Raw genomic sequence first — 12,967 nt, forward strand, 5'->3', positions numbered from 1 at the left:
GGGCGCGCTACGACGCGGGGCGGCGGGTCGGCGGCACCGCCGCCCTGATCCGCGCCCGCAGCTCGGCCACCTGCGGCAGCGCCCGGTAGCGGTCGGTCAGCCGGTACATCCGGCGCAACCGGTCCCAGGTGCGGTGCGAGGAGGTGTGGCCGATCTGGGCCAGCGCCAGCTCGGTGTAGTGCCGCCCGCCCTCCGGCTCGCCGCCGATCCAGTGCACCGAGGCCATCGAGAGCAGGTCCAGCAGCGCCGAGCGCTCCTGCCCCCGCGCGGGCCGCTGGTACAGCGCGGCCTCGACGTGCCGCCGGGCCGGCACCAGGGCCGCCGGATCGTGCTCGGCCAGCGTCCGGTAGATCAGGCCGCTCATCCCGTTGAGCTCGGCCTCGTCGAACTTGCACATCCAGGCCGGGAGCGGCTCCGTGATCTCCTGGACGAACAGCTCCTCCGCCTCCCCGAGCAGCCGGGTGACCTCCTGGGAGTTGCCCAGCGAGGCCTGCGCCCAGGCCTCCACCGTGTTGAGCATCGCCCGGGTCCGCGGCAGGCTCTGCGCGCCACCGCTGGCACGGGCCAGCCGCATCAGGTCCAGCGCCTCGTCGGCCCGGCCGTGGTGCAGCATCTGGCGGGCGGCCCGGGAGATCGCCTCGCCGGCTCTGGGCCGGTCACCGGCCTCCCGGGCGGCCTGGGCGGCGATCACGAAGTAGCGTTGGGCAGCCGACTCCAGCCCGATGTCGTGCGACATCCAGCCGGCCAGCACCGCCAGGTTGGCCGCCACCAGCCAGAGCCGGCAGGCGAGTTCCGGCGGGTGGCGGTGGGTGAGCAGCCCGCCGACCTCGTTCAGCTGGCCGATCACCGCCTTGCGCTGCAGGCCACCGCCGCGTGAGGCGTCCCAGGCCCGGAACACCTCGACCGAGCGCTCCAGCGACTCGACCTCCTCCGGCCCGATCGGGCCGGGCTCGTAGACGTCGACCAGCGGGCGACCGGCCTCGCCCGTGATCGCCTGGCGCTGTCCGGGCAGCGCGGCCTGCGCGGCGCCGGCCCCGGTGAGCCAGTCGTAGAGGGATTCGGGGACGACCGAGAGGCCGGGCAGTGCCGTGCCCGGGCTCAGCGGTCCGCGTCGGTTCAGCATGAGATCCATTCCCGTGAACTCGGTGAGGATCTCCGCCGTCCGCTCCGGCTCCCGGCGGGCGCCCTTTTCCGCCCGTCCCGCGCTGGATCGCCGGTGCCGCGTCAGGCCGAGGTCCTCGATGGAGACGACACGGCCGAGCCGCTCGGTGAACACCGCCGCCAGCACCTGCGGCACCGGGTCGCGGGGGATCTCCCCCTGCTCGATCCAGCGCCGCACCCGCGAGGTGTCGGTGGACAGCTGCTGCTGACCCAGCGCGGCACCACGCTTGTTGACCAGCCGAGCCAACTCGCCCTTGGACCATCCGGTCAGGGCGAAGAGGTCGGCGAGTCTGGTGTTGGGTTCCTTGCCCACTTCAAGCCCCCAGGCTCCTCGGCTGGTTCGAGACTAATGGGCCGTCATGTGCCACGCGAGCATTCGCCAGGCTTTCGCCAGGCCTCGCCCAGTGGTCAGCCAGTGGCTTCTCGGTGTCAGGTAGAGAAGCGCCAACCCGACCCCGGGCCGAGAGTTCGGGGTAGGGACGGCGACCGGGTGGCGTGACGGCGCCGGCCCCGGCCGACCGGGCGGTCCGCGCATGTCCCCAGGGTGCGCGGGCCATCGGAACGGCCGGGAACGGAGCTGCGCGCGCCCGGCGCGCGGTCGACCGCCGACCCACCCCCCGCGCGCGGTCGTCGCTTCCGGTACGCCGGAGCGCGCTCCCCGTACACCGGGGTGCGCACCCTTTGCACGCCGCCAGTGCCGCCGCACTGGCTGACATATGCCAACGGCAAGGAAGGGATCTCCTCCACCCCATGTACCCCTCAGCGACTTCCCCCACCGCGCCCCGGACCGGTGCCGCCCAACGCCCGCCAACCGCGGCGATCCGCCGGCCCGGGCCGAAGCCTCCGCTGCCCGCCCGTCCCGCGGGGCGCGTCGAGGCACCGGGGTTCGCGCCGCGCGCCGGGGCTGACCGCCTGCTGCGCCCCCGCGCGCCGCAGCCCGCCCCCGCCGTCGAGCGGGCCGATCCCGCCGCGCTGGCCGCCCCCGCGGTCCGCGCCGCGCTGGCCCACATCACGCGGATATGTCCGGCGTTCTCGCCGCGGCAGGTGCTGCGGGAGGACAGCCGGCACATCCTGGTCACCGGGCTGATCGGGCGCACCGCGGTGGTCGCCAAGTGCCTCGCCCCGCAACCCGCGCAGAGCGAGCGGCGGGCGGTGCTGGTGGAGCGGTTCCACCGGGAGGTGGCGGTCTACCGGGCGTTCGTCCGGCACCGTCCGCCGGTCCGGATGCCGCGGCTGGTCGCGGCGGACCACGATCGCTGCGTGCTGGTGATGGAGCGGATCCCGGGCCGGCCGGCCGCGTTGGAGCGGCACCCGGCCAACGCGCCGACGCCGGGCGAGGTTCGCGCGGTGCTCGGCTCGATCCGGGCGCTCAACCTCTGGCGGCCGCCGACCGACGTCTTCCAGCAGCCGCTGGACTACCAGTTGGAGATCAGCCGGTTCCACTCGATCGGCCAGCTGACCGACCGGGACGCCGGGGACCTGCGCCAGCTGCTGTACGGACTGGCGCACACCGCACCGCAGCTGTGCCACGGCGACGCACTGCTGTCCAACATCCTGCTGGCGCCCTCCGGTCCGGTCCTGGTCGACTGGGAGCAGGCCGGCTGGTACCTGCCCGGCTACGACCTGGCGGTGCTCTGGAGCGTGCTCTCCGGCGACACCGCGGCCCGCCGGCAGATCAGCCAACTCGCCCAGGTCGGCGGCACCTTGGCGCGGGACGCGTTCCTGGTGAACCTGGTGCTGGTGCTGATGCGGGAGTTGCGGCTGTACGACGTGCCGGGCGCCGGGGAGGAGCAGCGGATCATGATCCGGCGGCTGTACGACGACGCGGCGCTGGCCCGTCGGGCGGTCCGGGCCGCGGTGGGCACCCGCTGAGCGCGGCAGGGCGGCACCGCCGGGCCCGAGGTCCGGCGAGCCCGACCCGCGAGCCGGCTCCGGGCGTGGTCAGCCCCGGACCAGCGCGGCCCGGCCGGCGGCGGCCAGCACCGCCGTCTCGGCCGGCCCGTGCGGCCGGCCGCTCAGCACGTCCCGCAGGTGGCGCTCCAGCGGGTGGCGCCGGCTCAGCCCGGCGCTGCCGGCGAGCGCCACGGCCCGCTGCACCGCCTCGACCACCGATCGGCTGACCAGCAGCCCCACCACGCCGGCCCTGCCGACCGCCTCCGACCCGCCCGCGTCGATCCGGGCCGCCACCCCCGCGAGCAGTTCCTCGGCACCGATCAGCGCGCTCTCCACCTCACCGAGCGCCGCGCGGTAGCCCTCGCCCGGGTGCTCCGCGCCGGCCGGCCGCCGCCGGGCCAGGAAGCGCACCAGCCAGTCCCGGGCCGCCCGGCCCACCCCGAGTTGCACCGCGGCCGGCGCCAACTCCCGCCAGGCGGCGGTGAGTCCGTCGTCCAGTCCGCCGTCCACCGTATTGTCCGCGGCCAACTCATCGGCCGGAGCGTCGGGTTCCGCACGCAGGTCGAACGCTGCCTCCGCCGGCACCCGGACCCCACTGAGCAGCACGTCATGTCCCGCGCTGGCCCGCAGGCCCAGCTGGTCCCAGACCGGATCGACCTCCACGCCCGGACTGTCGCCACGGACCAGGAAGGCTCCGGTGCGCGGCCGGGGCTCGTCGGTCCGAGCCCGCACCAGCATCCAGGCCAGCGCGTCGGCGCCGGTGCAGCCGGTCTTCCGGCCGGTCAGCAGCCAGCCGCCGCCGTCCCAACGGGCCACCGTGGGCTGGTCCGTGGCCGGATCCGGGCCGAGCGCGCCGACCAGCGCCGGGCCGCGCCGGGACTCCGCCAGCAGCCGACGGTAGCCCGCGGCGGGCCAGCGGCCGGTGCGGGCCTGCTCGGCGTGGAGCAACAGGGTGCCGGCCGCGACCAGGGCCACCGAGGCGTCCCCACGGCCGAGTTCGGCCAGCACCCGGAGGGTGTCGGTGAGCGATCCGCCGGGGCCGCCGTAGTGCCGGCCGACCGTCAGGGTGAGCAGACCGGCCTCGTGCACCGCCTCGATCCCCTGGTACGGGAAGGTCGCGTCGCGGTCGTGCTCCTCGGCTCGGGCGGCCAGCAGGTCGACCACCCGGGGCAGCCCGGCGAGCGCCGTGGCGAGGGGGGACTGATCGTTCAGGGGTTCCATGGCGCTGCCTCCGGGCGTCCGGCGTGGGGCGCGGCAGCCGGCGGCTGCACGGCGCTGGGGGCGTGCGGGTGCGGACGGCCCGGGAGGTCGCGGAGCCCCGGCGCCGCCGTCCGCGGTCGGGTCGCGGGGACCCGGGACGACGGCCTCAGAGACAGATCGCGCTGGCGGTGCGCCGCAGGTCCAGATAGCTGCGGCGGGTCAGCAGCGGGCGGCGGGGCGACATGGTGGTGACTGTACGAAGGGTTGATCACCAGCGTCAAGCGCTGGTTGACACTGGCGCCGGCGGCGCTCCGACCCTGCCGGCGGCGCCTTCCGGCTCAGCCCTGCTGGAAGAGATCGGCCGGCAGCGGCTTCAGCAGCTGGTAGAGATCGTCCGCGATCGGCCGGTCCCAGGAGGCGATGGTCACCTGGACGTTGTCGCTGCGGTCGAACTGGGCGCAGAACACCCGCTCCTCGCTGACCTTGACCTTCTTCACGATCAGCAGGTCGTCGCCGAGCATCACCGGGAAGTCCTCGGCCGACACCAGCTCGACCGGCTCGTCGTTCTCCAGCGCCGCGAGCAGCTGTCTGATCTCGAACGGAACCCCGTCCGGGGTGTCCCGGGCCGGCGACCCCTCGGGCAGGTTCCCGATGAACATCGCCGGGCCCCGGCCGCCGAACAGGTCGTACCGGAGGAAGATCCCCTGGCAGGAGCCGTCCGGGCCGGTCATGATCGCGGCACCGAAGAGCCCGGGCCAGTCACCCGGGTCCATCGCGAGCACGTCGAAGTCCGGGCCCGCGGGGGTGCCGGAGCGTCGGCGGAGAAAAGACATGCCGCCATCGTACGTGTCCCAGGTCCGGGGGCCCTCACCGGGCGGCCAGTCGGGGACGGGTGGACGTACTCTCAGAGACGAATGTTGACGCTGAGCAACCGTCCGGGCTACGGTCGCGGATGTACGGCAGCTGCTGTGGACGCTTTCCATGTGGGGGTGGCCTGCTGTGGCGCACCTGTGTGCGCTCTTCCTCCCTTACGCACATCGTCGTACCGCAGCTGCAAGGTTCAGCGCACAGCACCCCTTCACCCAAAGCCTGGTTCGCGGGTTCCCCGACACCCGTCGCACTCGCGGACCACGCCCGGGACACCGACGCGTGGGGGCGTTCGGATCCCGGGCAGCGGCGGCCTGGGCTTCAGGCCCCGCCGCCGACCTCCCGGCGACCGCCGGTCCCCTGGGACCGGCTCGGGGAACCACCTCGGGAGGGGGCCCGGCCTCGCGAGCCGGGTCGTACGGCAGACGCCGTGCACGACCGCGTGGGGGCGGTCGGCACGGCGTCTGCCCCACTCACCGCCGCCGCACCGGGCTCCGAGGCCGGCCGGCGACACGAAACCGCCGCCGCACCGGAGTCCGGTGCGGCGGCGGAGGTTCGTGGGTCCCCCGGCCTCAGGTCAGGTCGAACTCGCCGTCCCGCGCCCCGAGGACGAAGGCGCGCCACTCGCCCGGCGTGAAGACCAGCACCGGCCCGTCCGGGAAGCGACCGTCGCGCATCGCGATGTAGCCGTCCACGAAGGCGATCTGGACGTCCCCCGGCGACCCGTCGGGCTGGGGCGCGGAGAGCCAGGTCGCCCCGCTGGTGTCCAGCTTCGGCTTGCGCTGCTGCGGGACGGCCTCCGAGGTCTGGGTCCCCTGGGCCTGGGCGCCCTCCGAGTGCTCGACGGTCCCACTGGTATCAGTGTTGCCTGCCACTGCTGTTGCTCCTCCCGATGACATCCGGAGGCCAGCGTAGCCGTCCGGTCGCGGAGCGGAGGCGGCCTCGGGCGGACTCCTCGCCTGCCGGCCCGCACCGACCGGCCCGCACCGACCGGGTCCGGTGCCTCGCCGGAGCTCGAACCGCATATGTGCCGGCCGCCCGGCGTGCGCACGGGACGGGGCCGGGCGAGTTTGCGAGAGTGGGCAGCGCAGCGAGCGCGGGGCAACGCCGGCCGGGCGGCCGGTTCGACCGAGGAGAGCGGGGAGCAGTCGATGGGCCAGCGGGACAGCACCGAGGCCGAGGTCATCCCGATCCGGGAGGCGCCCTCGGTGGCGCGGGTGCCGAGCCAGTCGCCGGTGCGGTCCGCCGCGCTGGGCCGGGTCGGCGTGGTGCTGGTGTCGCACAGTCGGGACCTGGCGCAGGACGTCGCCGACCTGGCCCGGGCGATGACGCAGACCGACGACCCGGCCCCGGTGGCCGCCACCGGCGGCCACCCGGGCGACGGGCTCGGCAGCAGCGCGCTGCTGATCGCCGCCGCCGCCCGCCGGGTGGACCAGGGGCACGGGGTGGCCGTGCTGGCCGACCTGCCGGCCGCCGTGCACGTGGTGCGGGCGCTGCTCGCGGCGGCGGACGAGCACGGGCTGCCGTTCCCGGTCCGGTTCGCCGACGCGCCGTTCGTGGAGGGGGCGGTGGCCGCCGTGGAGACCGCCTCGGCCGGCGGCGACCTGGCCGCCGTGCTGGACGCCGCCGAGGAGACCTACCGCCAGCGCAAGGTCTGACGAGCGCACCCGGCCGAACGGGTCCACGGAACGTGTCCGAGCCGCTACGATCGGCATCGGTCGCTGGCGGGCGACCGCCGTCGGTGCCGGTTCGGGCTTCCGGGCGGGATCCAGGAGGGCACGCATGCGTGTGGTCGTCACCGGCGGAGCCGGGTTCATCGGGGCCAATCTGGTGGCCGAGCTGCTCGCTCGCCGACAGGTCACCGAGGTCCGGGTGGTGGACGACTTCAGCACCGGCCACAAGAGCAACCTGGCCGGACTCGCCGTGACGCTGTACGAGGGCTCGGTGCTCGACCCCGAGCTGCTGGACGAGGCCTTCGCCGGCGCCGACGCGGTGGTCCACCTGGCCGCCCTGCCGTCCGTGCCGCGCTCGGTGGCCGATCCGCTGGCCAGCCACCACGCCAACGCCACCGGCACCCTGCAGGTGCTGGAGGCGGCCCGGCGGGCCGGCGGGCCGTACGTCGTGGCGGCCTCGTCGTCCTCGGTCTACGGCGCCAACCGTGAGCTGCCCAAGCGGGAGACCATGCGGCCCGCGCCGATGAGCCCGTACGCGGTCGGCAAGCTCGCCGCCGAGTCGTACCTGGCGGCCCACCACCACTGCTACGGGCTGGACGTGCTGCCGCTGCGGTTCTTCAACGTCTTCGGGCCGCTGCAGTCGGCCGACCACGCCTACGCGGCGGTGGTGCCGGCCTTCCTGGACGCCGCGCTGGCCGGTCGGCCGCTGACGGTGCACGGCGACGGCAGGCAGAGCCGGGACTTCACCTACGTCGGCACGGTGACCGAGGTACTGGCCGAGGCGGTGCTGCGCCGGGTGGCGCACCCGGACCCGGTCAACCTGGCGTTCGGGACCAGGACCACCCTGCTGGAGCTGGTCGCCCAGCTCGGCACGGTGCTCGGGCAGCCGCCGGCCGTGGTCCACGCCGCGCCACGGCCCGGCGACGTCCGGGACTCGCAGGCCGACGGCACCCGGCTGCGTGCGCTGTTCCCGGGGGTCGTCCCGGTGCCGCTGGCCGAGGGGCTGGCGCGGACGGCCGCCTGGTTCCGGGGTCGGTAGGCGGACCGGGCCCCGTGTCGGATCCGGGTCGTTCCCCGGAGGTCTGTGGCGCTCCTGCCCGGGGTTTGTGAAGGGACCTGCCGGCCCCGGGTCCGTGACGGAAGCTGTCAGAGGGGACTCCGGCCCGCCGCGCACTGGAGGCGACTTTCGTCGGCCGCGCGGTACAACCATCCACCGGCCATACGAGTCCTGACTACATTGCACCAACTGACGCCGGGGCCACCCCCCCGGCCACGCCTGGGGGGCACTGTGCCGCGACCGGACACCACGCCGGACCTGCCGGACCTGAGGACCGCGCCGTACGCCGAGCCCTGGCCGTCCGCGTCCCGATCCACCGCCCCGGACCGGCCGGCAACGGCCGACCGGTTGGTCCAGTGGCTGCGCTACTCCCCCGCCCAGCCGATCCTCCGGGCCCGGGCGGCCCGGCGGCTGCCCGTGCTCGCCTACCGGCGGGTGCCCGACCGGTGGCGGTTCGGCGCCCAGCTGGACCGGCTCTGCCGCACCGCCGTGCCGATCTCGCTGTGGGCGCTGGAACAGGCCGTCGCGGAGCGGCGTCCGCTGCCGCCGCGCAGCGTGCTGATCACCTTCGACGACGCCGACCGCGAGGTGCTGGAACACGCGCTGCCCGCGCTGCGGACCCGTGGACTGCCCGCGGTGGCCTTCGTGGTGACCGAGCTGATCGGCACCGACCGGCTGCCCTGGCGGCAGGAGGCGGCCTTCCTCACGGCGCACGGCGGCCGGGCCCGGACGCTGACCGCCGACGGTCCGGAGCACCAGCTCGCCCAGCTGTCCGCGCTGCCCGACCCGGACCGCCGGCGCAGCCTGCACGAGCTGCGGGTGAGCGCGCACGCCCGGCCGCCCCGGCGCGAGCGGCTGACCCCGGAGGACCTGCGGGAGCTGGCGGCCGGGCAGGTGGCCGTCGGCAGCCAGAGCCTGGGCGAACCGGAGCTGGGGCAGTGTGACGACGACACCGTGCGCACCGAGATCGTCTCGGCGCACCGGGCGCTGACCGACTGGCTGGGCAGCGCGCCGACGGCCTTCGCCCACCCCGGCGGCGGGTTCGACCCGCGGACCGTTCCGGTGCTGCGCGAACTCGGCTACCGGACGGGGTTCGTGACCGACCAGCGGCTCGGGCGGCGGCTACCGGAGGAGGAACTGCGGGTCAGCCGGGTACCGGTCGACGCGACCGGCGGGCCGGTGCACCTCGAGACCGTGCTGTCGGGGCTACACGCCGCCGTGCACCGGCGTCGGGGCGGCGGCCGCTGCTAGCAGCAGCCGGCCCTGCGGGTAGTGGGCGGCGGCGGGCGGCAGGGTGCCGAGCCGGCCGTTCTCCAGGACGATCAGCTCACCGCTGCCGCTCCTCCCGGCCCCGGCGGCGGCCCCGTCCCCGGGGACGCGGCGCAAGGCCTGCGCGGCGACCGCGTGCGCCGAGCCGTACAGCACCAGGTCGGGGTCGGCGGTCGGGGCGAGCGCGGCGCGGATCCGGTCCTCGACCAGCTCGTAGTGGGTGCAGCCGAGGACGACGTGGGCCAGGCCGGCCGGGGTCCGGGCCGCTGCCGCGGCGATCGCGGCGTCGATGGCCGCCTCGTCCGCCCGCTCGACCGCGTCGGCCAGGCCCGGGCAGGGCACCTCGGTCACCTCGGCGCCGTCCGCGAAGGCCCGGATCAGCCCACGCTGGTAGGCGCTGCCGGTGGTCGCCGGGGTGGCCCAGATCGCCACCGGCCCGCCGGCCGCCGCGGCGGGCTTGATGGCCGGCACGGTACCGATCACCGGCAGCTCGGGCTCGAGCTCGGCCCGCAGCGCGGCCAGCGCGTGCACCGAGGCGGTGTTGCAGGCCACCACGAGGGCGTCCGGCCGGTGCGCGGCCGCGGCCCGGGCGCAGGCGAGCGCCCGTTCGGTGAGGTCAGCGGGGGTACGCGGACCCCAGGGCATCCCCTCGGGGTCGTTGGAGATCACGAGGTCGACGTCGGGCCGCAGGGCCCACAGGGCAGCGGCCGCCGCGAGCAGGCCGATTCCGGAGTCCATCAGTGCGATCTTCACAGGGAACGACCTTAGTCGATGCGCGCGGGAGGGCACCGGTTCGCGCCGCTCCTTCCTCCTCCTCCCGTTCCGGACGTCCTCACACCCCGGGGGTGGCCGCTGGGGCAGACTGCGGGGGTGACGCTGCTGTGGTGGTTGAGCTCGCTGTCGCTGTTGTCGCTGCTGAGCTGGCTCTGGTTGGCCTGCTGCCAGGGCCTCTTCTGGCGCACCGACGTCCGGCTGCCGCCCGGGCGACGCGCTCCGGACCGCTGGCCGGACGTCGCGGTGGTGGTGCCCGCCCGGGACGAGGCCGCGCTGCTGCCGCAGAGCCTGCCGGGACTGCTGGCCCAGCGCTACCCCGGCCGGGCCCGGGTGATCCTGGTCGACGACCACAGCACCGACGGCACCGCGGCGGCGGCACGGGCGCTGGCCGGCGCGGTGGCCGCCACCCCCGTGGCCGTCGCCCCTGGACCCGGCTTCCCCGGGGCGCCGGGCGGCCTACCGCTCACCGTCACCACCCCGCCGCCCCTGCCCCCCGGCTGGACCGGCAAGCTCTGGGCGGTGCGGCACGGCGTCGAACTCGCTGGTGAGGTGGAGCTGCTGCTGCTCACCGACGCGGACATCGCGCACGGCCCCGACACCCTGGCCGCTCTGGTGGCCGCCGCCGAGACCGACCGGCTGGACCTGGTCTCACAGATGGCCCGGCTGCGTACCGAGACCGGCTGGGAGCGGCTGATCGTGCCCGCCTTCGTCTACTTCTTCGCCCAGCTCTACCCGTTCCGCTGGAGCAACCGCCCCGGCGCGCGGACGGCTGCGGCCGCCGGCGGCTGCACCCTGGTACGCCGGCGCGCGCTGGAGCGAGCCGGCGGGATCGCCGCGATCCGGGGCGCGGTCATCGACGACGTGTCCCTCGCCCGCGCGGTCAAGCGGAGCGGCGGGCGCACCTGGCTCGGCCTGGCCGAGCGGCCGGCAGAGCTACGGGTGACCAGCGTGCGCCCCTACCCGGGCCTCGCCCCGCTCTGGCGCATGGTCTCCCGCAGCGCCTACGCCCAACTGCGGCACTCCCCCCTGCTCCTGCTCGGCACCGTGCTCGGCCTGACCGTGGTCTACCTGGTCCCCCCGGCCGCGGCACTGACCGGTCTGCTGACCGGCTTCTCGCCACTCGCCGCCACCGGCCTGGCCGCCTGGGCCGTGCAGGCCGGCACGTACCTGCCGATGCTGCGCTACCACGACCGCCCGCCCGCCGCGGCACTGCTGCTCCCCTTAACCGCCCTGCTGTACCTCCTGATGACCGTCGACTCGGCTGTCCAGCACTGGCGCGGCCAAGGGGCCGCCTGGAAGGGCCGCACCTACTGAGCGGCCCCGCCCCGCGCAGGGTCACCCGAGCGGAGGAGCGGGCGGGCACCGGGGGTGTCGCGCAGGAGTCGGGCGGGCAAGGGGCCGCCCCTCGCCGCAGGTGGCGAGGGGCGGGGTGGGAGGGTGCGGGGTCAGTGGCCGGTCTTCTGGAGGAGCTGGTCGAGGATCGCGGGGATGCCGGTGACGCCGCCGGCCCGGGTCGCCGAGGTCTGGTAGCGGCCCTGCACCACCGCGGTCGGGAGTTCGGTGACCTCGTAGCGGGTCATCTCGTCCGGGGCGTGGTCGGTCTCGTCGCGGACCTGGGACGACTCGTAGGCGGACCGGAAGCGCTGCTCGTCGATGCCGTGCTCGGCCGCCCAACCGGCCGCCGGGTCCTCGGTGGTGAGGTCGAGGCCGTCCTCGCGGACCGCGCGGAAGACCGCGCTCTGCAGCCGGTCCACCTCGCCCAGCCGGTCGAGGGTGTAGAACAGCCGGGCGTGCCCGCGCTCGACGGTCTGGTCGGAGGTGCCGGGCCAGACCGCGGGGATCCGCCGGAGCACCACGTCGTGCGGCTGCCGGGCGGCCCAGGCCTCCAACGGCTGCTCCAGCTGCGCGGAGTGCCGACAGCCGTACCAGAAGATCTCGACCACCTCGCGGACGGACGCGCCGTGAACCGGCTGCGGGTGCTTCAGGCTGACGTACTGCTCGCCCTCGCGGGCCACCACCGGGGCGGAACCGGTGGAGTGTTGAGCCGCCGCGGCGGCCGTGGGGACCGCCGGGCCGAGCGTGAGGGCGGTGGCGAGCAGCAGGACAGCGGTGCGGGAGACGGTTTGCATGCGGACACGGTGTCAGTTCGCGTGATCAGCATGGTGTTTGACCTCGACCGGGTCGCCCGATCGGGGGACCACCGGCTACTCCGGACGGTGGGCGGTGAGGGATGAGGCGGGAGGGGCGGAGGAGCTGGAGGAGGCGGGAGGGACGGAGGAAGTGGGAGAGGCGGAGGCGGCGGGAGAGGCTGCGGCGTCGAAGAACCGCAGGAGCTCGACCGGGAAGGGCAGGACCAGCGTGGAGTTCTTCTCGGCCGCCACCTCCACCACGGTCTGCAGCAGCCGCAGCTGCATCGCGGAGGGCGTCTGCTCCATCCGCAGCGCCGCCTCGGCCAGCTTGGCGGCGGCCTGGAACTCGCCGTCGGCGGTGATGATCCGGGCCCGCCGCTCGCGGTCGGCCTCGGCCTGGCGAGCCATCGAGCGCTTCATCGAGTCCGGCAGCGCGACGTCCTTGATCTCCACCCGGTCGATCTGGACACCCCACCCCTCGGCCGGGCTCTCCAACATCAGCTCCAGCCCGCGGTGCAGGTTCTCCCGCCCGGAGAGCAGGTCGTCCAGCTCGCTCTTGCCGATGACCGAGCGCAGCGAGGTCTGCGCCACCTGCGACATCGCGAAGGTGTAGTCCTGCACCTCGACGGTGGCCCGGATCGGCTCGGTGACCCGGAAGTAGACCACCGCGTCCACCCGGACCGACACGTTGTCCCGGGTGATGCCCTCCTGGGCCGGCACCGGCATGGTGATGACCTGGACGTTGACCTTGCGCATCCGGTCCACCAACGGGACCAGCAGGGTCAGCCCGGGCTCCTTGACCCGTCCACGGACCCGGCCGAGCCGGAACACCACTCCACGCTCGTACTGTTGGACCACGCGCACCCCGGTCAGCAACCAGAACAGCAGCACGACCGCGATGCCGATTCCCAGCCCCATGTGCCTCGACCCGACCCCTCAGCGGT

At 75.1% G+C, this 12,967-nt stretch carries 12 protein-coding genes; 5 read left to right on the top strand and 7 right to left on the bottom strand.

Annotated features, from left to right (window positions below):
* Nucleotides 1-7 precede the first annotated feature (7 nt).
* Nucleotides 8-1,474, bottom strand: a complete 1,467-nt coding sequence (locus tag ACIGXM_RS32760) for a hypothetical protein (RefSeq protein ID WP_396567366.1) — start codon at nt 1,472-1,474, stop codon at nt 8-10.
* Nucleotides 1,475-1,911: 437 nt separating this feature from the next.
* Here ACIGXM_RS32760 and ACIGXM_RS32765 point away from each other — a divergent pair, with 437 nt between their 5' ends.
* Nucleotides 1,912-3,033, top strand: a complete 1,122-nt coding sequence (locus ACIGXM_RS32765) for a phosphotransferase (protein WP_396567368.1) — start codon at nt 1,912-1,914, stop codon at nt 3,031-3,033.
* A 69-nt stretch (nt 3,034-3,102) separates the two neighbouring features.
* Here ACIGXM_RS32765 and ACIGXM_RS32770 read toward each other — a convergent pair whose 3' ends face one another.
* From ACIGXM_RS32770 to ACIGXM_RS32780, 3 genes are all read right to left on the bottom strand, one after another.
* Complete coding sequence (locus ACIGXM_RS32770; RefSeq protein WP_396567370.1) at nt 3,103-4,275, bottom strand: acyl-CoA dehydrogenase family protein; 1,173 nt, start codon at nt 4,273-4,275, stop codon at nt 3,103-3,105.
* A 317-nt stretch (nt 4,276-4,592) separates the two neighbouring features.
* Nucleotides 4,593-5,087 (bottom strand): hypothetical protein, encoded by a 495-nt coding sequence (locus ACIGXM_RS32775; protein ID WP_396567372.1) that lies wholly within the window; start codon nt 5,085-5,087, stop codon nt 4,593-4,595.
* Nucleotides 5,088-5,693: 606 nt separating this feature from the next.
* Nucleotides 5,694-5,996: a DUF397 domain-containing protein gene (locus ACIGXM_RS32780; protein ID WP_396567374.1), complete on the bottom strand. Its 303-nt coding sequence runs from the start codon at nt 5,994-5,996 to the stop codon at nt 5,694-5,696.
* Between the two features lie 276 nt (nt 5,997-6,272).
* Between ACIGXM_RS32780 and ACIGXM_RS32785 the strand changes: the two genes are divergently transcribed.
* From ACIGXM_RS32785 to ACIGXM_RS32795, 3 genes are all read left to right on the top strand, one after another.
* The gene (locus ACIGXM_RS32785) at nt 6,273-6,779 is read left to right on the top strand and encodes a PTS-dependent dihydroxyacetone kinase phosphotransferase subunit DhaM (protein WP_396567376.1); all 507 of its coding nucleotides are present in this window, start codon (nt 6,273-6,275) and stop codon (nt 6,777-6,779) included.
* Nucleotides 6,780-6,903: 124 nt separating this feature from the next.
* Nucleotides 6,904-7,833 carry an NAD-dependent epimerase/dehydratase family protein gene (locus ACIGXM_RS32790; RefSeq protein ID WP_396567377.1) on the top strand — a complete coding sequence of 310 codons (930 nt, stop codon included), beginning with the start codon at nt 6,904-6,906 and terminating at the stop codon, nt 7,831-7,833.
* Between the two features lie 249 nt (nt 7,834-8,082).
* Complete coding sequence (locus ACIGXM_RS32795; RefSeq protein WP_396567379.1) at nt 8,083-9,102, top strand: polysaccharide deacetylase family protein; 1,020 nt, start codon at nt 8,083-8,085, stop codon at nt 9,100-9,102.
* Here the strand turns inward: ACIGXM_RS32795 and ACIGXM_RS32800 are convergent.
* A complete protein-coding gene (locus ACIGXM_RS32800; RefSeq protein ID WP_396567381.1) occupies nt 9,058-9,873 on the bottom strand; it encodes a glutamate racemase in 816 nt (271 codons plus the stop codon). The two genes, ACIGXM_RS32795 and ACIGXM_RS32800, sit on opposite strands and share 45 nt — an antisense overlap.
* 117 nt (nt 9,874-9,990) lie before the next feature.
* Here ACIGXM_RS32800 and ACIGXM_RS32805 point away from each other — a divergent pair, with 117 nt between their 5' ends.
* Nucleotides 9,991-11,208 carry a glycosyltransferase gene (locus ACIGXM_RS32805; RefSeq protein WP_396567383.1) on the top strand — a complete coding sequence of 406 codons (1,218 nt, stop codon included), beginning with the start codon at nt 9,991-9,993 and terminating at the stop codon, nt 11,206-11,208.
* Nucleotides 11,209-11,339: 131 nt separating this feature from the next.
* Here ACIGXM_RS32805 and ACIGXM_RS32810 read toward each other — a convergent pair whose 3' ends face one another.
* Both ACIGXM_RS32810 and ACIGXM_RS32815 read right to left on the bottom strand, forming a co-directional pair.
* Entirely contained in the window at nt 11,340-12,023 is a 684-nt protein-coding gene (locus ACIGXM_RS32810) for a thiol:disulfide interchange protein DsbA/DsbL (RefSeq protein WP_396567384.1), read from the bottom strand.
* Nucleotides 12,024-12,098: 75 nt separating this feature from the next.
* Complete coding sequence (locus ACIGXM_RS32815; RefSeq protein ID WP_396567386.1) at nt 12,099-12,941, bottom strand: SPFH domain-containing protein; 843 nt, start codon at nt 12,939-12,941, stop codon at nt 12,099-12,101.
* Nucleotides 12,942-12,967: the final 26 nt, after the last annotated feature.

This window comes from Kitasatospora sp. NPDC052896 (assembly GCF_044547075.1).
Classification (GTDB): domain Bacteria; phylum Actinomycetota; class Actinomycetes; order Streptomycetales; family Streptomycetaceae; genus Kitasatospora.

Coding starts and splice junctions, on each gene's coding strand:
- ACIGXM_RS32765 (WP_396567368.1), top strand. CDS start 1,912: ATGTACCCCTCAGCGACTTCCCCCACCGCGCCCCGGACCGGTGCCGCC.
- ACIGXM_RS32770 (WP_396567370.1), bottom strand. CDS start 4,275: ATGGAACCCCTGAACGATCAGTCCCCCCTCGCCACGGCGCTCGCCGGG.
- ACIGXM_RS32775 (WP_396567372.1), bottom strand. CDS start 5,087: ATGTCTTTTCTCCGCCGACGCTCCGGCACCCCCGCGGGCCCGGACTTC.
- ACIGXM_RS32785 (WP_396567376.1), top strand. CDS start 6,273: ATGGGCCAGCGGGACAGCACCGAGGCCGAGGTCATCCCGATCCGGGAG.
- ACIGXM_RS32790 (WP_396567377.1), top strand. CDS start 6,904: ATGCGTGTGGTCGTCACCGGCGGAGCCGGGTTCATCGGGGCCAATCTG.
- ACIGXM_RS32810 (WP_396567384.1), bottom strand. CDS start 12,023: ATGCAAACCGTCTCCCGCACCGCTGTCCTGCTGCTCGCCACCGCCCTC.
- ACIGXM_RS32815 (WP_396567386.1), bottom strand. CDS start 12,941: ATGGGGCTGGGAATCGGCATCGCGGTCGTGCTGCTGTTCTGGTTGCTG.